21 protein-coding genes and 1 pseudogene are annotated in these 20678 nt (G+C 65.7%); 6 read left to right on the plus strand and 16 right to left on the minus strand.

The window, feature by feature from the left end; translation table 11 throughout:
* Nucleotides 1-7: 7 nt before the first annotated feature.
* From ACY48M_RS10860 to ACY48M_RS10870, 3 genes and pseudogenes are all read right to left on the minus strand, one after another.
* Nucleotides 8-1072, minus strand: coding sequence for an alpha-ketoacid dehydrogenase subunit beta (locus tag ACY48M_RS10860; protein WP_462820302.1), 1065 nt, complete (start codon nt 1070-1072; stop codon nt 8-10).
* A gap of 200 nt (nt 1073-1272) precedes the next feature.
* Nucleotides 1273-2166: pseudogene (locus ACY48M_RS10865) on the minus strand (thiamine pyrophosphate-dependent enzyme); the annotation flags it as partial.
* An 85-nt stretch (nt 2167-2251) separates the two neighbouring features.
* A complete protein-coding gene (locus ACY48M_RS10870; RefSeq protein ID WP_462820303.1) occupies nt 2252-3355 on the minus strand; it encodes a histidinol-phosphate transaminase in 1104 nt (367 codons plus the stop codon).
* Between the two features lie 80 nt (nt 3356-3435).
* Here ACY48M_RS10870 and ACY48M_RS10875 point away from each other — a divergent pair, with 80 nt between their 5' ends.
* Nucleotides 3436-3840 carry a phage holin family protein gene (locus ACY48M_RS10875; RefSeq protein ID WP_462820304.1) on the plus strand — a complete coding sequence of 135 codons (405 nt, stop codon included), beginning with the start codon at nt 3436-3438 and terminating at the stop codon, nt 3838-3840.
* Between the two features lie 10 nt (nt 3841-3850).
* Here ACY48M_RS10875 and ACY48M_RS10880 read toward each other — a convergent pair whose 3' ends face one another.
* Complete coding sequence (locus ACY48M_RS10880) at nt 3851-5254, minus strand: hypothetical protein (protein ID WP_462820305.1); 1404 nt, start codon at nt 5252-5254, stop codon at nt 3851-3853.
* A complete protein-coding gene (locus tag ACY48M_RS10885) occupies nt 5247-5468 on the minus strand; it encodes a hypothetical protein (RefSeq protein WP_462820306.1) in 222 nt (73 codons plus the stop codon). The genes ACY48M_RS10880 and ACY48M_RS10885 overlap by 8 nt, the downstream gene beginning before the upstream one ends.
* 195 nt (nt 5469-5663) lie before the next feature.
* On the opposite strand from ACY48M_RS10885, the gene ACY48M_RS10890 reads away from it, so the two are divergent.
* Nucleotides 5664-6185: a low molecular weight protein-tyrosine-phosphatase gene (locus ACY48M_RS10890; RefSeq protein WP_462820307.1), complete on the plus strand. Its 522-nt coding sequence runs from the start codon at nt 5664-5666 to the stop codon at nt 6183-6185.
* Complete coding sequence (purB, locus tag ACY48M_RS10895; RefSeq protein ID WP_462820308.1) at nt 6182-7567, plus strand: adenylosuccinate lyase; 1386 nt, start codon at nt 6182-6184, stop codon at nt 7565-7567. The genes ACY48M_RS10890 and purB overlap by 4 nt, the downstream gene beginning before the upstream one ends.
* A gap of 60 nt (nt 7568-7627) precedes the next feature.
* On the opposite strand, the gene ACY48M_RS10900 is transcribed toward purB, so the two are convergent.
* The 10 genes from ACY48M_RS10900 to rpsF form a co-directional block, all read right to left on the minus strand.
* A complete protein-coding gene (locus ACY48M_RS10900) occupies nt 7628-7885 on the minus strand; it encodes a hypothetical protein (protein WP_462820309.1) in 258 nt (85 codons plus the stop codon).
* A complete protein-coding gene (locus ACY48M_RS10905) occupies nt 7882-8565 on the minus strand; it encodes a DUF308 domain-containing protein (protein WP_462820310.1) in 684 nt (227 codons plus the stop codon). Before ACY48M_RS10905 ends, ACY48M_RS10900 begins: the two co-directional genes overlap by 4 nt.
* A gap of 34 nt (nt 8566-8599) precedes the next feature.
* Nucleotides 8600-9328: a formylglycine-generating enzyme family protein gene (locus tag ACY48M_RS10910; RefSeq protein WP_462820548.1), complete on the minus strand. Its 729-nt coding sequence runs from the start codon at nt 9326-9328 to the stop codon at nt 8600-8602.
* Nucleotides 9329-9463: 135 nt separating this feature from the next.
* A complete protein-coding gene (locus tag ACY48M_RS10915; RefSeq protein WP_462820311.1) occupies nt 9464-9946 on the minus strand; it encodes a hypothetical protein in 483 nt (160 codons plus the stop codon).
* Between the two features lie 180 nt (nt 9947-10126).
* Nucleotides 10127-10609: a hypothetical protein gene (locus tag ACY48M_RS10920; RefSeq protein WP_462820312.1), complete on the minus strand. Its 483-nt coding sequence runs from the start codon at nt 10607-10609 to the stop codon at nt 10127-10129.
* Between the two features lie 229 nt (nt 10610-10838).
* Entirely contained in the window at nt 10839-12218 is a 1380-nt protein-coding gene (gene dnaB / locus ACY48M_RS10925; RefSeq protein ID WP_462820313.1) for a replicative DNA helicase, read from the minus strand.
* Between the two features lie 477 nt (nt 12219-12695).
* Nucleotides 12696-13148 carry a 50S ribosomal protein L9 gene (rplI, locus tag ACY48M_RS10930; protein WP_462820314.1) on the minus strand — a complete coding sequence of 151 codons (453 nt, stop codon included), beginning with the start codon at nt 13146-13148 and terminating at the stop codon, nt 12696-12698.
* A gap of 11 nt (nt 13149-13159) precedes the next feature.
* Complete coding sequence (gene rpsR / locus ACY48M_RS10935) at nt 13160-13420, minus strand: 30S ribosomal protein S18 (RefSeq protein WP_462820315.1); 261 nt, start codon at nt 13418-13420, stop codon at nt 13160-13162.
* 46 nt (nt 13421-13466) lie between these two features.
* Nucleotides 13467-13976, minus strand: coding sequence for a single-stranded DNA-binding protein (locus ACY48M_RS10940; RefSeq protein ID WP_462820316.1), 510 nt, complete (start codon nt 13974-13976; stop codon nt 13467-13469).
* A 3-nt stretch (nt 13977-13979) separates the two neighbouring features.
* A complete protein-coding gene (gene rpsF / locus ACY48M_RS10945; RefSeq protein WP_462820317.1) occupies nt 13980-14420 on the minus strand; it encodes a 30S ribosomal protein S6 in 441 nt (146 codons plus the stop codon).
* Between the two features lie 156 nt (nt 14421-14576).
* Between rpsF and ACY48M_RS10950 the strand changes: the two genes are divergently transcribed.
* Nucleotides 14577-15659 carry an inositol-3-phosphate synthase gene (locus tag ACY48M_RS10950; protein WP_462820318.1) on the plus strand — a complete coding sequence of 361 codons (1083 nt, stop codon included), beginning with the start codon at nt 14577-14579 and terminating at the stop codon, nt 15657-15659.
* A 6-nt stretch (nt 15660-15665) separates the two neighbouring features.
* Here ACY48M_RS10950 and ACY48M_RS10955 read toward each other — a convergent pair whose 3' ends face one another.
* On the minus strand, nt 15666-17093 hold the full coding sequence (locus ACY48M_RS10955) for a CCA tRNA nucleotidyltransferase (protein WP_462820319.1): 1428 nt from the start codon (nt 17091-17093) through the stop codon (nt 15666-15668).
* Between the two features lie 113 nt (nt 17094-17206).
* Here ACY48M_RS10955 and ACY48M_RS10960 point away from each other — a divergent pair, with 113 nt between their 5' ends.
* Together ACY48M_RS10960 and murJ are read left to right on the plus strand one after the other, a co-directional pair.
* Nucleotides 17207-19012, plus strand: a complete 1806-nt coding sequence (locus ACY48M_RS10960; protein ID WP_462820320.1) for a DUF6049 family protein — start codon at nt 17207-17209, stop codon at nt 19010-19012.
* The gene (gene murJ / locus ACY48M_RS10965) at nt 19009-20664 is read left to right on the plus strand and encodes a murein biosynthesis integral membrane protein MurJ (RefSeq protein WP_462820321.1); all 1656 of its coding nucleotides are present in this window, start codon (nt 19009-19011) and stop codon (nt 20662-20664) included. The genes ACY48M_RS10960 and murJ overlap by 4 nt, the downstream gene beginning before the upstream one ends.
* The last annotated feature ends 14 nt before the right edge of the window (nt 20665-20678 follow it).

A 20678-nucleotide genomic window follows, 5' to 3' on the forward strand; every position in this document is an offset into this window, starting at 1 on the left:
TCTGGTCTCAGTAGGCGAGCGCCCGGTCAACCGCTTCGAGCACGCGGTCGGCGTCTGGCAGGTAGGCGGTCTCCAGTTTCGCAGGCGGGAAGGGCGTATCGAAGCCCGAAACGCGAAGCACGGGAGCCTCGAGCGAATAGAACGCCTGCTCGGTCACGGTCGCGGCGATCTCGGAGGGGATGCTCACAAACCCTGGCGCCTCGGATGCGACGACAAGTCGACCCGTCTTGCGCACCGACTCGAGGATGGGGGCGTAGTCGATGGGGGAGAGTGAGCGCAGGTCGACGACCTCGATGCTCGTGCCCTCGACCTGGGCGATCTCGGCGGCCTGCATGAGCACATTCACCATGGCGCCGTGGCCGACGAGCGTGACATCGGTGCCCGTGCGGACGACCTTGCTCGAGTGGAGGGCGGCGGGGTTCGCGGCGAAGTCGACCGGGCCCTTGTGCCAGTAGCGGCTCTTCGGCTCGAAGAAGAGCACGGGGTCGTTGCTCGCGATGGCCTCCTGGATCATCCAGTACGCGTCGTGCGGCGTGCTCGGGCTCACCAGCCGCAGGCCGGCCGTGTGGGCAAAATACGCCTCGGGGCTCTCCTGGTGGTGCTCGACCGCGCCGATGTGACCGCCGTAGGGAACCCGGATGACGACGGGCATCGACATGGCGCCCTGGTGGCGGTTCGTCATCTTGGCGAGCTGCGTCGTGATCTGGTCGAAGCCGGGAAAGATGAAGCCGTCGAACTGGATCTCGCACACGGGCCGGTACCCGCGCATGGCAAGCCCGATGGCGGCACCGATGATGCCGGATTCGGCGAGGGGCGTGTCCATGACCCGCTTCGCGCCGAAGTCACGCTGCAGGTGCTCGGTGACGCGGAACACCCCGCCGAGCGGCCCGATGTCCTCGCCCATGAGCAGCACACGGTCGTCATCGGCGAGCGCCGCGCGAAGCCCCGCATTGAGCGCCTTCGCGAGTGGCAGCTCACGCACATCGGCGGCGGTCGCGGCATCCGAAGTGCCGGTCAATGCTGCCTCGATCTCGGCAGCCTCAATCTCGGCTATTACGTCCTGCTCGCTCATGCGTCGCCTCCGAAGGATGCCTCGTAGTCGCGCAACCAGCGCTGCTGCGCCTCGGTCACGGGGTGCGGTTCGCTGTAGACGTGCTCGAACGCGAGCGACACGGGCGGCGCCTCGAGCGCGAGCGTGCGGCGGCGCACGTCGGCGGCGAGGTCTTCGGCCTCGCGCGTCACCTCGGCAAAGAAGGCATCGGATGCCCCGCGTCCGCGAAGATAGGCCTCATAGCGGGCGATGGGGTCGCGGGCACCCCACGACTGCTCCTCGTCGCTCGTGCGATATTTCGTGGGGTCGTCGGAAGTGGTGTGCGCCCCCATCCGGTAGGTGATCGCCTCGATAAGGCTCGGGCCTTTGCCCGCGCGCGCATCGTCGAGGTGCTTCGCCGAAACGGCGTAGCTCGCGAGCACGTCGTTGCCGTCGATCTGCACGCTCGGGATGCCGAAGCCTCGCGGGCGCAGGTAGAGGGGCACGCGCGACTGCACGCTCACAGGCACCGAGATGGCCCACTGGTTGTTCTGGATGAAGAACACCTGGGGGGTCTGGTAGCTCGCGGCAAACACAAACGCTTCGCTGACATCACCCTGGGATGTCGCGCCGTCGCCGAAATACACGATGACGGCTTCATCCGTGCTGCGGTCGCCCGTGCCGACGGTGCCGTCGAGCGCGATGCCCATGGCGTAGCCGGTCGCGTGGAGGGCGTGCGAGCCGATGACGAGCGTGTAGAGGTGAAAGTTGTTGGTCGCTGCAGGGTCCCAGCCGCCGTGGCTGTTGCCGCGCATCATCTCGACGATCTTCACGGGGTCGAGGCCGCGCACCATTCCGACGGCGTGCTCACGGTAGGCGGGAAAGATGTGGTCCTGGGGGAGGGCAGCGTGGGCCGAACCAACCTGGGCGGCCTCCTGGCCGCGATTCGGCGGCCAGAGCGCCATCTGCCCCTGACGCTGCAGGTTCTCGGCCTCCATGTCGACGTGACGGCTCAGCACCATGTCACGGTGGAACCGTTCGAGCTGAGGCTCGTCGAGCGCCTCGATGTACTGGAGGTATTCGGCGGCGACGTCATCCGTGCGCAGCTCCCCGCTCGGGGTGAGCACCTGCACCATGCTTGGGGCTTCTTCCACGCTGCTGACCTCGCTGTCCTTGGGTCTCGGGGTCGTGGCCTGCACGCCGGTCAGGCGCAACAAGGTTCTAATCTAACGCGGGCATCTGTGCCGCTGATGCAAGAAGTTCCACAACCTCCGCCGCAGCGCTTAGGAGTGTATCGACAGATTCCTCTTCGCCGATCGACACCCGCACGCCCTCGCCAGCGAACACCCGGGCGACGATCCCGTGTGCCAGGAACACCTCGGCGACGGCCGCAGTCTGCTCGCCCGCGGCAAACCACACGAAGTTGCCGTGCGGCTTCGGCACCCCCGCGCCGAGCGCTTCGAGGCGATCCCACACGTCGTCGCGTCGCGCAGCAATCTCAGCAACCTGCGCCAGGAGTTCGACCTGCAGGTCGAGCGCGACGAGGGCGGCGCGCTGCCCCGCCTCGGTGACCGAGAGCGGAATCGCGGCGGTCCGCGCGGCACCGAGCACCACCGGATGCCCCAGTCCGTAGCCGATGCGGAGCCCCGCGAGCCCATACGCCTTTGAAAACGTGCGGAGCACCACGAGGTTGTCGAATTCGCCAAGGAGTTCGGTGCCGCGGACCGCGTCGGGGTCGCTGACGAACTCGATGTAGGCCTCGTCGAGCAGCACGAGCACATCCGATGGCACCGCGGCCATGAGGCGACGGAACTCGTCGCGCGTCACGATCGTGCCGGTCGGATTGTTGGGGGAGCACACGATGATGGCGCGCGTGCGTGGCGTCACCGCCGCGATCATCGCATCGATGTCGTGACTGTGGTCGGCGCGATTCGGCACCGTCACACTCGTAGCGCCGGTCACCGTGACGAGCCCGGGGTAGGCCTCGAACGACCTCCACGAGTACAGCACCTCATCGCCCGTGGTGGCCACGGCAGCGATGAGCTGCCCGATCACCGACACCGAGCCGGCGCCGACGTGGACCTGCGCAGCGTCGAGACCGTAGACCTCGGCAAGGCGCTGACACACTTCGCCAGCACGGGCATCCGGATACCGGTTGGGGTGCGTGTCGGCGATGGCCGCCATGATCGCCGGATGCGTCGGGTAGGGATTCTCGTTCGACGACAGCTTGAAGGCATTGGGCGGTGCCGCCTTGCCCTGCTGATAGGCGACCGACTGGAGGATCTCTGGGCGGATGCGCACTGGCGCCTGCTCGTTGCTGCTCACGCTCTCAACTCTACGGTTCGCCTCCGCGTCGCCGCCTCGCGTTCATTGTCGTTCGCAGGGCGGGCTGAGATAGTGGTCGCATGCGATTCTTTCTCCGCCTCCTCATCAACGCGTTCGCCCTCTGGCTGACGACCCTCATCGTCGGCGGGGTCAGGGTCGTGTCCTACGAGGAGGGCGACACCCTTGCGACGGTGCTCACCTTCTTGCTGGTCGCCCTGATTTTCGGTGTCATCAACGGCGTGATCGGCACCTTCATCCGCATTGTCGCGTTCCCCCTCTACATCCTCACCCTCGGGCTCATTGCGCTGATCGTCAACGGCCTCCTCCTGCTGCTGGTCGCCTGGGTCTCCGACCTGATCGGTTTTGGCCTCGTCGTCGATGGGTTCTGGTGGGGTGTACTCGGCGCCCTTGTGCTCGCGTTGCTGAGCTGGCTCATCTCGGTCGTCGTGCGCCCCGTCGTCGGCAGCGAGATGCGGCGCCGCTAGGGCGTCACTCTCAACCACCGGCGTGCGCACGCTTCGCCTGCCACGTTGTCGACGTGACACTCTGTGCTCCTCGCGTGAAGTCATCCATGCTCTCGCGCACCCCGACGACCCGAACTTCGGTCGCAGTGTCGAGCAGCGCAGCGCTTTCGCGGTAGCGCTGCAGCTCGTGGGCGGGCAACTGCGAGGTGTTCGGCACCGCCGTGTCGCTAAACAGCGAGCGCTGCACGACGACCGTATCGACGTCAGCGTGGTGCCCGCCGAGCGCCACCACCACATCTTCCGAGTGTTCGAGCGCGAGGTACGGGGTGTCGTCGGGGACGTCGAGCTGGCCGGTGGGGCCGCCGACGGTGAAGATCCCACGGGTGTCGTAGTCGCCGGAGTTGGCGAGCGTCACGGCGACGATCGCCCCCTGCGAATACCCGGTGAACTGCACGGGGGTTTCGGCCGTGATTCCAGCCTCCTCCATCGCCATCTCCACGGCCCGCACAGAGCCAGCGTCGCCCATCGCCATCGCGGTGAGGTTGCTCGACATGTCGAAGGGTTCGTCGGTCGCGATGAGGGACCCGTCGCGGGTGCCCCCGACATACACCTCGAAGCGGTCGGGCTCTCCGGGGATCTCGTAGCGTTCGATTCTGATCTGGGACGAGTGGGCGGGGATGCGCTTCGCCCGGTCTTCCATTCCGGTGGGTGCAGCAGCGTGCACATTCGAGCCCGTGCGATTCACCGTCACCGGCGTCTCGGTCGCGCCGCCGAACGCACGCGCGACCATCGTCACTATGCCGGCACTCGCGGAGAGGCCGAGCACTCCGAGGGTTTCGCTGCCGAAGAGACCGATGAGCTGCGGCGGCAGGTGCACCATGCCGGCACCGATCTCGTCGGTGCTCATCGCCGCGAGGCGAACAAGTTCGACCAAACGGGGGTCGCTGAGGGCATCGCCGTGCGAGTCGAGCCAGTCGATGATGCGCTGCCGTCGCTCCTCCGGCGAGAGGAACCACGTGCCGGCGGTCGCCGTGATAGACGGCGCGAGCCAGCCGATGACGAAGGGGAACGTTGCGCCGAGTCCGTAGGCGAAGTACGCCGCAAGCTGCTGGGAGAACTGCTGCGAAAGGTGCTCCGCGAGGCCATACGTGTCGGCTGCCGACGCGAGGCCAACCTGAATCAGGTCTGCCTCGCGAAGTGCCCACCCCAGGATGTCGCTCGCTTCGCTGAGGCTCGATTCGGCCCTCACGGCCGACCACGGAACATCCATCGCCTGGAGTTGCCCCGCCGACAGAAGCCCGTCGATTGTGGCAATCCTCGAGCGCACCCCCTGCAATGCGGATGAGTACTGCTGGAGCTGCGCCGAGTACGTCGCCATCGCCTCGGTCGAGACGCGAACCATGCCGCCTCCCGAGACGGTGAAGTCGTCAGCCACGATCGCTCACCGTGTCGACAGCGGTCGAAGTGAGTTGCAGTGCCGTCCGCAGGTGCGTCGTCGCCGCCTCGATGTCACTCCTCAGCTTGAGGTCCAGACTCTCGAAGATGGTTCTCGCCGCACCCTGCCACTCCTCGGACTGCATCTTCGGCATCGCGGCCGTCGCCTGTTCGAGCAGCGCCAGCTCGCGGCTGAGCAGCGTCTGCTGTCTCACAAGTGCATCCTCCACGGGGGTCCTTTCTTCGCTGACGGATGTCGCCCGCCGCCGCCTGCCGACGAGCTTCGCAGTGTCATCCAGCAGGCTCGCGTCCGGAGTTTCTGCCGGGGGAGCGGAGCTGCATCCTCCGCCTGTGGAGGGGGGCACGATTCCGGTACTGCGCCGACCACCGAACTGCGAGACAATGGCCGCATGAGCTTCGATCGCCCCCTCGACGATTCGGCGCTCTTTCGCATCTGCTTCGTGTGCACCGGCAACATCTGCCGCTCACCGATGGCCGAGGTGGTGTTTCGCGATCTGGTCGCGAAGGCCGGCTGTGAGTCACTCATCTCGGTCATGTCGGCCGGCACCGGCGACTGGCATGTTGGCGAGCGTTCCGACGGGCGCACGCTCACCGCGCTCACCGCGCACGGCTACGACGGCGCCTCACACCGCGCCAAACAGTTCGACCCAAGCTGGTTTGAGCGGCTTGACCTTGTCGTCGCATTCGACCGCAGCCAAGAGCGCATCCTCAAAAACTGGGCGCCGACCGCCGCCGAACGCAGCAAGGTCCATCTGCTCCTCAGCTTCGACGCCGAGCAGCAGCTTGTCGATGTGCCAGACCCCTACTATTCCGATGCGGCGTTGTTTGACAACGTGCTGCGGATGATCCACCAAGCCAGCGCGGCACTGTTCCGCCAAATAGAGCCGGCCCTCCGGCGAGGAGTTTCATGACCCCCCTTCCCCTTCAGCCCCTCAGTCCGCTCGACGGACGCTACCGTGGCGCCGTGAGCGACCTCGGCGAGCACCTCTCCGAGGCGGGGCTGAACCGAGCTCGGGTGCAGGTCGAGGTTGAGTGGCTCATCTTTCTCACCGACCGCTCGCTGTTCGACTCCTCCCCCCTGTCCGAGTCGCAGAAGGCCGCGCTCCGCGCCGTCGTCACCGACTTCGGGCAGGATGCTATCGATGCGCTCGCCCGCGAAGAGGCCGTCACCCGGCACGATGTGAAGGCCGTCGAGTACTACGTGCGGGCGCAGCTCACGCGGCTCGGCCTTGACGGGATTGCCGAGCTCACCCACTTCGCCTGCACGAGCGAAGACATCAACAACCTCTCGTATGCCCTCACGGTGCGCTCGGCGGTCACAGAGGTCTGGCTGCCGCGCATCCAGACGCTCATCGACACGCTTGAGCAGCGCGCGCTCGCCCACCGCGACGTGCCGATGCTCGCGCTCACGCACGGGCAGCCGGCCACCCCGACGACGATGGGCAAGGAGCTCGCGGTGTTCGTGCACCGCGTCCGCCGCGTGCTTGCCCGCATCGAGCGGGTCGAGTACCTCGGCAAGTTCAGCGGCGCGACTGGAACCTTCGCGGCCCACGCCGTCGCCGAGCCCGCGCAGGACTGGCCGGCGCTCGCTCAAGAGTTCGTCGAGGGCCTCGGGCTCACGTTCAACCCCCTGACGACGCAGATCGAGTCGCACGACTGGCAGGCCGAGCTCTATCAGGCGGTCAACCATGCGGGTCGCATCCTCCACAACCTGTGCACGGATGTCTGGACCTACATCTCGATGGGCTACTTCACGCAGACCCCGGTGAAGGGGGCGACGGGCTCCTCGACCATGCCGCACAAGATCAACCCGATCCGCTTCGAGAACGCGGAGGCGAACCTTGAGCTCGCGGGTGCGCTGCTCGAATCGCTCGCACAAACGCTCGTCACCTCGCGCCTGCAGCGCGACCTCACCGACTCGACCACGCAGCGCAACATCGGGGTCGCGTTCGGTCACTCGCTGCTTGCGATCGACAACATCCAGCGGGGGCTCGCCGAGATCAACCTCAACGAGGCGAAGCTTGCGGCAGATCTCGACGCCAACTGGGAGGTCCTTGCCGAAGCGATTCAGACGGTCATCCGGGCCGAGGTGACGGCGGGGCGGAGCAGCATCGCCGACCCCTACGCCAAGCTCAAGGACCTCACGCGCGGCAACCGCGTCGACCAGGCACAGCTCCTCGAGTTCGTCGACACCCTCGATATCGGTGACGACGCGAAGGCGCGCCTCGCCGCGCTCACACCCGCCGGGTACACAGGGCTCGCGTCACTGCTCGTCGACCGTCTCGGCGACTGACCGCACTCTAGAGGCGGCCAGAGGGTTCGACGCGGCCCGGAGTCAGTCAGTCAGCGCGGCTTAGTGCGGTGATTTCGGCTCGTCGTCTTTCGACTGCGCCTCGAGGTCCTTGAGCTCTGCCTCGCTCGGCTTCATGGCGAGCGCGAGCAGCGCGAGCGTCATGAGGGAGATGATGAAGACGACGCCGAAGCCGATGGCACCGATGATGATGTCTCGAGTCGTGGCGAAGATGACGATGCCGGCGAACAGCGCGAGAACGCCAGCAAACGCGAGGTACTCGTACGGGCGCATGAGGTCTTTGCGGCTCGGCTGGGTCATGGTGTTGCTCCTGTGCTCGGCTCGGCGGCCGCTCGCTGGTCGTTGATGGCGCGCTCGTCGTCACTGGAGAGCTCATCGATACTGGCGCGCCCATCGATACTGGCGCGCTCTGCCGGCTTCGCCCACCGGAGCGACAGCGCAGCGATGACGAGGTAGACGCCGAGAATGACGCTGTAGGCACCGATGAGGCCGACCGTCAGCACTGAATCGGCGGGAATGACGAGCAGGACGAGGGCGAAAAGCATGGTGCCACCGCCGACCGTGAGCCAGTCACGACCGACCGTCGTCGACCTCGTGCGGTAACCGGCATACAGTTCGAGCACGCCGGTGAGCGCGGTGAACATGGTGGCGACAAGCAGGAGGGTTCCGATGCCGGCGGCGCTCGCACCGAGCGCGAGGGCTGCAGCGCCAATCACTGCCGCGATGACCCCCTGCGCCGTGAACACCCTGGCGGCGGTGCGGTCGGCGATGCGGGATCGACTGAACACCGCGATGACGAGCCCGCCACCGAGCGCGATCGTGCCGATGGCGTAGAGCCCGATGTGGGGGCCGTGGTCGGCAACGAACGTGACGGCTGTCCCGACCGCGATCGCGACGATTGCGCGAGCGAGCGGCACCGGCCAGTAGCTGGCGAGGCGCTCACTGCTTGCGACAGTGGGCGGTTTCAGGGCTTGTGACACGGAGCTTCTTCCTGCGGACGCGGACCCGCCCAGTCTACCGGCGCGGTGTCCACCCCGAGGGCAGGGGGCCATCGACCGCGGCCCGCTCGAGGTCGACCTGCGCCGACCAGCCCTGTGCGGCATCCGTCGTGTCGAAGCCGCCGCGCGCCACCCGGAATCCGACATCGTCGTGGTGCATCCTCGGCGCCCCACCCCGCCGGGTCGAGGCGCGCACGCTCCACGCATCGTCAGCGAAGCCGCCCCCGCGGAACACCCGGTACTCGGCATAGCGCGCCGGGTCGAGCAAGTCCCAGCACCACTCCCACACGTTGCCGAGCGTGTCGAACAGCCCGTTGAGATTCGGATGCTTCGCCCCCACCTCCTGCGGCACGCTCACGCCGTCGGCGCTCGTCCACGCCACCTCACTGAGCGGGCCGTAGTGTGCGCCCGTCGATCCCGCGCGGCAGGCGTGCTCCCATTCCGCCTCGGTTGGCAGGCGATAGCCATCGGCATCGACCTGCCACGTGACATCCTCGCCATCGACCGCGTAGGCGGGGTCGAGCCCCTCCCATTCGGAGGCGGCGTTGCAGAAGCGGATGGCGCGGAGCCACGTCACGTCGACTGCTGGGCGCCGCGGGTGTGTTGCGGTCTCCCCGAGCATCTCGGCGAGCTGCTCTTGCGTCACTGGGTACACGCCGATCTCGAAGGGCTCGAGGTCGACACTCCAGCGCACCTTGCGGCGGGCGTCGTGCAGCGTGACCGTGCCGGCGCCGATGCTCGCCATCTCAATGTCGTCAAGCACCGCTGGCCTCCCGGAGGTAGCGCCCGGGCGTGACCTCGGCGACGGTCGGGACTCGCCGCTCACATGCGCGTCGGGCGTCGGCAAAGTGAGATTTCTTGCCCAGCTGCCCGGCCGGGTTTATTTTAGGCTCTTGGCTGCCTCGTAGAAGCTGCAGCTTCCGCTGGAAAAGTCTTCCTTCACCCCGGAGGGGTCGCCAGCAAGTGCAGTCGCTACGACGTTTGAGTACCACCCTCGCTCCGGGTCGATAAAGAACTGCTTGGTCCATTCCAGCGACTCGAACTGGGCGATCTGCTCGATGGCGTGGGCCTGAGCTCTTTCATCTTTGACACTTGCCGCTTGGAGGTAGTTCTCCTCCCAGGCACAGAGCCAATACCGGACCGCGATCCCTTCTCCAACCCCAGGCTCGCTATAGGTATTCGGTTCAGCATTCGCAGGCGCTCGAGTGGGGAACTGAATCCCGTCCGGAAGGGGAAGCGGGAAGTCGGCGGTGGCACCGAGGAACTCTTCTCCCATTTTCTTCTCATTGAGGAGGTTTCCCACAGCACTCTCGTCGACCTGAGCCTCCTCGGACTTGACCGGGTTGCCTACCGCTGTCGACATTGCGCACCCCGTTGCGGCAAGCATGATCACAGTGCAACTCAGGACCGTTCTGAGCGCTCGTACTCGTACCGGGCTGCGTTTCGAGTTCTCCACCATGTGAACGCTCCACTCATAGGCATGGGGTAGTAGGTGCGGGCGCCGCTGTTCATGCGCCCGTTGAGCGATGTAGCAGAGGATGGTTCACGGGCCCTCGAGTAGGTAGATTTCCTGTCCCTCCATATTCGCTCCCAAGGCGATAGTCAGCAAGGCCGACTGCGTTCGAACCGCGCCTCTGGCCTCCACGTTGACGACACCGGCGTTCCCCTGCCCCCACATGACAAGGGGGTCGGTCCCCGAAACGCCGCTGCTATCGACGGCAGTGACCGGGAGAAGTGACTCTGCTGTCCCGCGGGGCAAGACCACAGCGATCCGAATTAGCGGGTCCCCGAACCCGCCGGAATAGTACGAAGCCAAGATCTCAGTCCCGGCAGGGAACTCCAACCCAAACTGTTCTTCAACGAATGCGGTCGGAAGGTTCGTACAGATGCGCCCAGTGAAGGTGTGCTCGCAGATTCCTCTGCTGTCGTCTGAGTAGCGAAACTCATCGATGAGGCCGCTGCCCGCCCACCACAGGAGGGATCCCGACCCGATGATCGCTACGACTATCAACACGACGGTGGCCACGACATTTCGGGTTGCGCCGTCACGGCTGGGTGCTCTGAATTGATCCTCACGAGTGTCTGGATCACTAGGGCTGGTGCACGAACCGTCCGTCATGTTCGCGGCCTCTCGTTGGCATCAACGGTACGTGAGATGAGCCCAGCATGCCAGCCAGACGCCGCCGAGAATCCGCTTCCCAGTCGTTCATCATGAACAGCTGGGATGTCCACCGAGCTGGGCGACGGCCAGGACTCTACATCGGCGCCATGTCGGTGAAGCGCGAGAAGTGGCCCTGGAATGCGACCGTCACGGTGCGGGTCGGGCCATTGCGGTGCTTCGCGACGATGAGGTCTGCCTCGCCCGCCCGCGGGTTCTCCTTCTCATAGGCGCTCTCGCGGTGGAGGAGGATGACCATGTCGGCGTCTTGCTCGAGCGAGCCCGATTCGCGGAGGTCGCTGATGGCTGGCATCTTGTCGGAGCGCTGCTCCGGACCACGGTTGAGCTGGGACAGCGCCACGACGGGAACCTGCAGCTCTTTGGCGAGCAGCTTGAGTGCGCGCGAAAACTCGCTGACCTCCTGCTGGCGCGACTCAACCTTCTTGCCGGAGGTCATGAGCTGGAGGTAGTCGATGACGACGAGCTTGAGCCCGACCTTCTGCTTGAGCCGGCGGCACTTCGCGCGGATCTCGACGAGCGTCATGTTGGGGCTGTCGTCGATGTAGAGGGGCGCGTCGTTGATGCGCCCGCGCGTCGAGGCGATCGTGGTCCAGTCGCGCGAGTCGACCGTGCCCTTGCGCATGCTCTGCAGCGGGACGGCGGCCTCGGCCGAGAGCAGACGCATGGCGATCTCCGAGCGACCCATTTCGAGCGAGAAGAAGATCGAGGGCATGTCGTGCTTGATCGAGGCAGAGCGGGCGAAGTCGAGCGCGAGCGTCGACTTGCCGAGCGCGGGCCGCGCCGCGACGATGATCATCTGGCCGGGGTGAAAGCCGTTCGTGAGTTCGTCGAGCTCGCTGAACCCCGTCGGCACGCCGGTCATGGACCCATCGCGCCCCTTCGCCGCCTCGATCTCGTCGATCGCGACCTCGACCGCGACCGTGAGCGGCACGAAGTCTTCGGCGTCGACGCCGCCCGCGACGTTGTAAATCTCGGCCTGGGCGTTATTGACGAGGTCGACAACCTCGCCCTCGCTCGCGTAGCCCATCTGCACGATGCGGGTGCCGGCCTCAACGAGGCGGCGCAGCACTGCCTTCTCGGCAACGATCGCGGCGTAGTAGCCGGCGTTCGCCGCGGTCGGCACGAGGCCCGTGAGCGTGTGGAGGTAATCGGCGCCGCCGGAGCGACTGAGGTTGCCGTTCTTGGTGAGCTCGTCGGTGACCGCGATGACGTCGGTCGGCTCGCCGTGCGAATACAGGCTGAGGATCGCATCGAAGATGAACTCGTGCTTGGGAATGTAGAAGTCGACGGCCCGCACCGACTCGATCACATCGGCCGTGGCATCTTTGCTCAGCATCATGCCGCCAAGTGCGCTCTGCTCGGCGAGCAGGTCATGCGGCGGGGTGCGGTCGCCCGGGCGCTGCTCCGAGGGGCGGTCGGTGGAGGTGCCGGCGAGCCCCAGGTGGGCTATTGACATCGTGCACCTTTCGTCTGCGGATGGTTCATTCGTATCGCACGCTTCCGACATTCCGGGCCGATTCTCCGGCCGTGCGGCGGCCAGAATCGAGGCTCGGTCGGTGCAGTGAGCGAGCCGAGAACGACCCGCCGACCAAGGCTAGGAAGCCCCGGTCGCCTCCACAACCAGCCCTGTGGAAAACTTTGTGGAAAGTCGGCACGAAACGCCGGGACAAATGTGTAGAACCTGTGGATAGTTGTGTGGAATTCGGAAAGAATTCTCGCCATAATCTGGCTCTGAACAGGGTTTTGTTGTTCCACATGCTGTGTGTAGAAACATGTTTAGAGTTCGACTTGAGGGTTGAGCGGATCGGAGCCAGTCTGTGCACAAACCCTTGACACGGGCGCGCGAAACCCGATACGGGCGCGGAGCTGAGACGGGAGTTAAACGACGATAGCGGTGGGCATTACGCCCACCGCTATCGCGAATCCGAGAAGACTACTTCGCGGCAACCACCTGAACGGTGATCGTCGCAACGAGGTCGTCACGCAGGCGAACAGTCGCCTCGTGGTCACCCGTCACCTTGATGGGTGAGGTGATCTCGATCTTGCGCTTGTCGACCGTGCCGAGCCCGGAGGCTGCGACCGCGTCGGCGATGTCAGAGTTCTTGACCGACCCGAAGAGTCGACCCTCCTTGCCCGCCTTGATGGAGAGCTTGACCTTGTTGGCCTCAAGCTTCGCCTTCAGGTCCTTGGCCTCTTCGATCGTCGCGTGCTCACGAGCGGCACGGGCCGCCTTGATCTGCTCGATCTGCTTTTCTCCGCCACGGCTCCACGCCACGGCGAGGCCCTGCGGCACGAGGTAGTTGCGGGCGAAGCCGTTCTTGACCTCGATGATGTCGCCGGGCGCACCGAGGCCGGTGACCTCATGCGTCAGAATCAGTTTTGACATTTCGATGCTCCTTAACGGCCCGAGCCGGCGTAGGGAAGCAGAGCCATCTCGCGCGCGTTCTTGACGGCACGGGCGATGAGGCGCTGCTCCTGGACGGAGACACCGGTGATGCGACGAGCGCGAATCTTTCCACGCTCCGAGATGAACTTGCGAAGGGTGGCGACATCCTTGTAATCGATGACGCCGACGCGAATGGACTTCGCGGGAGCGGCGTTCTTGCCGCCCTTAGTGCGGAGTGGCTTGCGGCGGTCGCCGCTGCTCTTTCCTGCCATGGTTATTCCTTAGGGATAGTGTTCGTGACCGAGCGCGAGGCGCGGTCTAGAAAGGTGTCTCGTCGTTGAAGTTGCCGGGGGTGTTCCAGACATCCCCGCCAGAGTTCGCTGACGCCGGTGCCGCGGCTGCCCACGGCTCGTCTGCTACGGCTCCACGATTGCCGCCGCCAGCGCCGCCGCCTTCGCGGGACGAAGACGTGCGGGTGACCTGGGCGGTGGCGTAACGCAGGCTCGGACCGATCTCATCGACCTCGATCTCGAAGCTGGTGCGCTTCTCGCCTTCCTTGGTCTCGTAGGAGCGCTGCTTGAGGCGACCAGTGGCGATGACGCGCGAACCCTTGGTGAGGGACCCCGCGACATGCTCGGCGAATTCGCGCCACACGCTCGCGCGCAGGAACAGCGCTTCGCCGTCCTTCCACTCGTTGCTCGCGCGGTCGAACGTACGCGGCGTCGAGGCGATGGTGAAGTTCGCCACAGCCAGCCCGTTCTGCGTGTACCGCAGCTCCGGGTCGGCCGTGAGGTTGCCCACCACGGTGATGACGGTTTCGCCGGCCATTGGCTACTCGCTCTTCGCGGCGTCGGCCGGTGCGGCCTTCGGAGCGTCGGCGGGCGTCGCCTTGGGCGCGTCGGCGGGGGTGGCCTTCGGGGTAGCGGCAGCCTTGCGGGCGGCCTTCTCCTCCGAGAGCTTCGCCGCGGCGGCGACCTGCGCGATGGCCTCTTCTGCACGCAGCACCTTGGTGCGCATGACGGCTTCGCTGAGGCCAAGCTGACGGTCGAGCTCGACGGTTGCCGACGAGTTCGCGGTCATCTCAACGACGGCGTAGATGCCTTCGGTCTTCTTGTTGATTTCGTAGGCCAGCCGGCGCTTGCCCCAAATGTCGACCTTGTCGATCGAACCACCATCGTTGCGGATGACGTTGAGGAACTTGTCCAGGCTGGGTGCCACGGTGCGCTCATCGATCTCTGGATCGAGAATGACCATGAGTTCGTACTGATGCATGACTAACCCACCTCCTTCGGACTGAAACGGCCACAGACGGTCTGTGACAGGAGGGTATGTGCATGTCGCTGTCGGTGGAGGCCCCGGATCGGGGCACACAGACAACCTGTCTAGTGTAGTCGTATCGATCCATCACTCTCAAGGAGCATTATTTCCATGTCGATTCGTGTTGCCATCGCGGGTGTCGGTAACTGCGCGAACTCCCTCATTCAGGGCGTCACGTTCTACCGTGACGCCGATGACAACGAGACAATCCCCGGCCTCATGCACACCAAGTTCGGGCAGTATGCGGTGCGCGATATCGAGTTTGTCGCCGCGTTCGATGTCGATGCGGCCAAGGTCGGCGCCGACCTCGCCGACGCGATGTGGGCAAGCGAAAACAACACGCTGAAGTTCGCCGACGTCGAGACGACCGGGGTGTCGGTGCTCCGCGGCCCCACCCTCGATGGGCTCGGAGAGTACTACCGCGACGTGGTCGAAGAGTCGGATGCTGCCCCCGTCGATGTGGCGCAGGCGCTCCGTGACGCGCGGGCCGATGTGCTCGTCTGCTACCTCCCCGTCGGTTCAGAAGATGCCGCACGCCACTATGCCCAGGCCGCGATCGACGCTGGGGTCGCCTTCGTCAATGCGCTCCCCGTGTTCATTGCGAGTGACCCGGTGTGGGCTGCGAAATTCGCGGATGCCGGCATCCCGATCGTGGGCGACGATATCAAGAGCCAGCTCGGCGCGACCATCACCCACCGGGTGCTCGCCCGTCTGTTCGAGGAGCGCGGGCTCGTGCTCGACCGCACGTATCAGCTCAACGTCGGCGGCAACATGGACTTCAAGAACATGCTCGAGCGCACGCGGCTCACGTCGAAGAAGATCTCAAAGACGCAGGCCGTGACGAGCAATGTCGACCAGGAGATTCACGCGAAGCACGTGCACATCGGCCCGAGCGACCACGTGCCGTGGCTCGATGATCGCAAGCTTGCCTTTGTGCGACTCGAGGGTCATGGCTTCGGCAACGCCCCGACGAGCCTTGAGTACAAGCTCGAGGTCTGGGATTCGCCGAACTCGGCCGGGGTCATCATCGATGCGGTGCGGGCCGCGAAGATCGCGCTCGACGCTGGGCTCGGCGGGCCGCTCGAGGCGGCCTCCGCCTACTTCATGAAGTCGCCAGCGAAACAGTACCCAGACCCGGTCGCGCGCGAGCTGCTCGAGGAGTTCATCCTCGACACCGCCACACCCGCTGGTTGAGTAGCGCTACTGGCGCGCGGCGTGCCAGTCGCGCAGCCGCCGCGTTGCTTCTTCTTCGCCGAGGGGTCCTTCGTCGAGGCGCAGTTCGAGCAGAAAGCGGTAGGCCTCGCCGACCTCTCGGCCGGGCCGGATGCCGAGCAGCGCCATAATCTGCTCGCCGTCGAGGTCGGGTCGAACGGCCGCGATCTCTTCTTGTTCGGCGAGCTCGGCGATGCGCTCCTCGAGGTCGCGGTAGGCGCGGGCGAGACGATCGGCCTTGCGCCGGTTGCGCGTGGTGACGTCGGCACGGGTGAGAATGTGTAACCGTTCGAGCTGGTTACCAGCGTCGCGAACATACCGGCGCACCGCCGAATCGGTCCACGCACCCTCCGTGTAGCCGAAGAAGCGCAGGTGCAGCTCGATCAGCCGACTCACCGACTGGATCGTCTCCTTATCAAAGCGCAACGCCTTGAGCCGCTTCGTCGCGAGCTTCGCCCCGACCACATCATGATGGTGGAAGGTGACAACGCCCCCAGCCTCGATGCGCCTCGTCGCCGGCTTGCCGATGTCGTGGAGGAGTGCCGCGAGACGCAGCACGAGGTCGGGTGCGGCATCCGGCATCCGCTGCTCTTCGAGCTCGATCGCCTGGTCGAGCACCGTGAGGCTGTGCTCATAGACGTCCTTGTGATGCGCATGCTCATCAACCTGCAAGCGCAGCGCCGGCACCTCCGGCAGCACCTGCTCGGCGAGGCCCGTCGCCACCATGAGTTCGATGCCGGCCCGCGGATGCCGCGTGCGCAACAGCTTGGCAAGCTCGTCGCTCACCCGTTCCGCCGAGATGATGCTGAGCCGCCCAGCGAGCGACGCCATGGCCTGCTGCACCTCGTCGGTCACGGTGAACCCGAGCTGCGCCGTGAAGCGGGCGGCCCGCAGCATCCTGAGCGGGTCATCGCCGAACGAAACCTCGGGAGCGGCGGGGGTCATGAGCCGCCGGGCGATGAGGTCTTCCATGCCACCGGAGGGGTCGACGAGTTTCTGCTCGGGCAGGCGGAGAGCCATGGCGTTGACGGTGAAGTCCCGGCGGGCGAGATCGTCGTCGAGGCTCGTGCCGAACTCGACTTCGGGTTTGCGCGTCTCGCCGTCATACGCGTCGGTGCGATAGGTCGTGATCTCCATCGTGTGGCCATCGACGACGGCGCCGATCGTGCCGAAGGCGCGCCCGATGTCCCAGTGGGCGGAGGCGATGGGCTTGACGATGTCGAGGATGCGCTCCGGCCGTGCATCGGTCGTGAAGTCGAGATCGTGCAGTTCGCGGCCGAGGAAGGCGTCGCGCACGGGCCCGCCGACCAGCGCGAGCTCGTGGCCAGCGCTCGCGAACGCGTCGGCGAGCCGCGCGACGTGAGGTGACTCCGCCAGGGCGGCAAGCCGTGTGATTGCCGAGGCGACGCTGTGCATCCGTCCAGACTAACCGGCGCATTCCCACCGGCCGCCGTGCCGTCGGCCTACCAGCAGGGACGCCCCAATAGAATCATCAGCATGCTGGCCCACCGCACGATCGGAGCCGGCCGATGCCTATGAACCCACTCATCGCTCGGTGGGGTGCCGCGCTGCTCGGTGCCACCCTCATGTTCGGCGGCTCGGTCGCGTCGTCAGCGACGCCACTTGCTGCCGTCGATCCTGAGGTCGATTCTTCGGTCGCCGCGAGCGATGGACAGGTGACGAACCTCGCCCTCGCGATGCCGATTGTGAGCCCGGTGTCCACGTCTGGGCTCATTTCGGCGGCAGACCTTGAGGAGTTCACGGGCCCAGCCGGTGTGCTCACTCGGCAACTCGACGCCGCCATTGACCGTCCGATCGCCCTGGGCATCGACCCGAAGATCATCGCGTCCATACGCATCCTCGGCAACACGGCCCCCGCCTCGGCCGTCGCCTGGCTGGAGCGTCTTCAGGATGCCAGCAACGAAACGTTCGCCCTCGCATACGGTGATGCGGATGTCTCGGGCCTGAGCCAGGCTGGTGCGACCTCGATCACCGTCCCGGTTGACTACCCCATCGATGAAGCGCTGTTCCCTGGGGGAGTTGCCACTCCCGGCACGGGAGACACCGACCCAGGAGACACCGACACGGGTGACGCCGATACCGATTCCAGCGAGCCGAGCACGAGCCCGTCGGCGTCAACGGATCCGTCGCCGTCTGCGTCACCGAGCGAGCCGACGGTGCCGACCGGCACTGATCTCGTCTCCCTCCCCTATTCGCTGGGGTCGATCGCCTGGCCGCGTGATAATTCCGTCGTTGCGAGCGACCTCGCGGTCTTCTCCGCTTCGGAGGAGACGACGACAATCCTGCAGTCTACGAATGTGACCTACGGGCGTGACGCCATTCCAGCGGCGGCGCAGACCAATGAGCAGTCGTTGCTTGTGTCAAACACCGACATTTCAGAGTTGTTCCGCGCTGCGACGCATGCCACGAGTGATCTCGCCTGGGCTGCGGCGATGACCGAGCTCACGGCGGCGCTTGCCGGGTGGACCGGCGGTTCGGCTCCCGTGCTCGCAACGCTCGATCGGGAGCTTCTCACCTCGACGAACCGCGTTGCCGAGACGATCGATGCGCTCGCGGCGAGCCCCGAGATTGCGATCACCGGGATTGAGGAGGTGCTCGATGAAGCCCCGGTTGAAGTCGGTGTCGTCGATTTCGCCCAAGACCCTGACCGTGTTTCGAAACTGCAGTCGATGCTCGCGACGGAGCCGTCTACCACGGCGTTCGCGACGGTGCTCGAAGACCCGACGGTCATCACTGCGGAGCAGCAGCGCACCCTGCTGACCCTCGCCTCGAATGGTTGGGCCGACAGCTCCGGCGACTGGAGCGCAGCTGTCGAGACGTATGTGGCGAATGTCGCTGAGACTCTCGCATCCGTGCAAGTGCTCGAGTCGAGCACCATCAACCTGCTGAGCGATACGGGCGACCTGCCGATTACTATCAGCAACGCGCTCCCATATGCCGTGACGGTTTCGGTGCATGTCACCGCCAACACCGGCATCCTCGATGTGCTCGACAAGAATGTCACGGTGACGATCGAGCCCGAGTCGCAGGCGCGTGCCGCGGTTCCGGTGCAGTCGATCGCGAACGGCACGACGCTGCTTGTGGTGACGCTCACGAGTCCCACCCAGGTGCCCATCGACTCACCCGTCTTCGTCACGACAAACGTGCAGGCCGGATGGGAGACCGCGTTCACCACAACGGTCGCGATCGTCGTGTTCATCATCTTCGTGCTCGGCATCCTCCGCACGGTGGCGAAGCGCCGCCGGGAGCGTCGCCTCCGCGAGGCAGCCCTCACGGATGCTTCGGCCGCCATGTCGCTCGAGGGCGGCGAGTGACGGCGGCTGGCGGGGGAGAGGCGCCCGGTCTCGGCCGATCGAGCGCACTGCTCGCCTCTGGCACGATTGTGAGCCGGGTGCTCGGCTTCGTGAAGGCGATCGTGCTCGCGCAGACGATTGGCCAGACCGGGTCGGCGGCGGCGGATGCTTTCGGTGTCGCCAATCAGCTGCCGAACAACCTCTATGCGCTCATCGCCGGGGGTGTGCTCGGGGCCGTCCTGGTGCCGCAGATCGTGCGTGCCGGTCAGCACGATGATGGCGGGGCCGGGTTCCTCAACAAACTCGTGACGCTCGGCATCACCGTTTTCCTCGGTGTGACGGTGCTCGCGACACTCGCGGCACCGCTGCTGGTGATGCTCTACATCCAGCAGTCCACCGACGGCGGTGATGGATTCTCTGGCCGCGCAGTGGCGCTCGCGACGACGTTCGCATACTGGTGCCTCCCCCAGGTCTTCTTCTATGCGCTCTACAGCCTGCTCGGCGAGGTGCTCAATGCGCGCGGGGCGTTTGGCCCGTTCGCGTGGGCCCCCGCCATCAACAATGTCGTTGCCATTGCCGGCCTCGTCGCGTTTCAGGTGCTCTTCGGTGGCGCCGACGTCAACAACTCTGTGGACGTGTGGGGGGCAGACCGCATCGCGCTGCTCGCCGGCACGGCGACCCTCGGCATCGCGGCGCAGGCATTCGTGCTGCTGTTTTTTTGGCGGCGTGCCGGCATCCGGTTCCGTCCAGATTTCCGCTGGCGGGGTGTCGGCCTCGCGAAGACGGGCCGTTCGGCCGGCTGGATCTTCGCGATGATCCTGGTGACCCAGATCGCCGGGCTGGTGCAGGTTAATGCAGCCTCGCTCGCGACGGGGGAGGCCGCCGGCATTGCGACCCTCCAAAATTCATGGCTCATCTTCATGCTCCCCCACTCCGTCATCGCGGTGTCGATTGCGACGGTGTTCTTCACCAGAATGAGCACGGCGGCCGGTTCTGGCGACCTCGCCGAGGTGAAGTCGGATGTTGCGTCGGCGCTGCGCACGATCGGGCTCATCGTCACCATCTCGGCTGTTGTGCTCATCGTCGTGGCGGCACCGTTCGCGCGCATCTTCGAGAGCGAGCATGTCAATGTGCTCGCGATGGGTTCCGTCATCGCGACCTACATGATCGGGCTTATCCCCTTCAGCGCGGTGTTCGTGCTGCAGCGCACGTTTTACGCGCTCGAAGACACTCGCACGGTGTTCTTCATCGAGCTGGCGAAGTCGGCGCTCTTCGTCGCAGGCTTTCTCGCGTGCATGCTCCTGCCCGTCGACCTCATCGGTGTTGGCATCGCCGCGGTGTCGTCGGTGACATTCTTCTTGCAGTTCGTGGTCACCTTCATTGTGCTCCGCCGCAAGATCGGGCCACTCGGTGGCCGAGACCTGCTGATTCGTCACGCGCGCTACCTCTTCGCTGCCGGGGTGAGTGCGCTCATCGGCGCCGGCGTTTTCGCGCTGCTCGGCGGTCTCGATGCCAGCGGCTTCGCACTGAACACCGCACTCACCGCGATCGCCTCCATGGCGCTCATCGGCGGGGTCATGGCGCTCGCGTACTTCGGCGCGCTCACCCTCATGCATGACACGGATGTGCGGATGGTGCGTGACCTGGTGCTGCGTCGCATCCGCCGCTCCTGACGCCTCCCGTTCAG

The sequence above is a fragment of the Homoserinimonas flava genome, assembly GCF_054969005.1.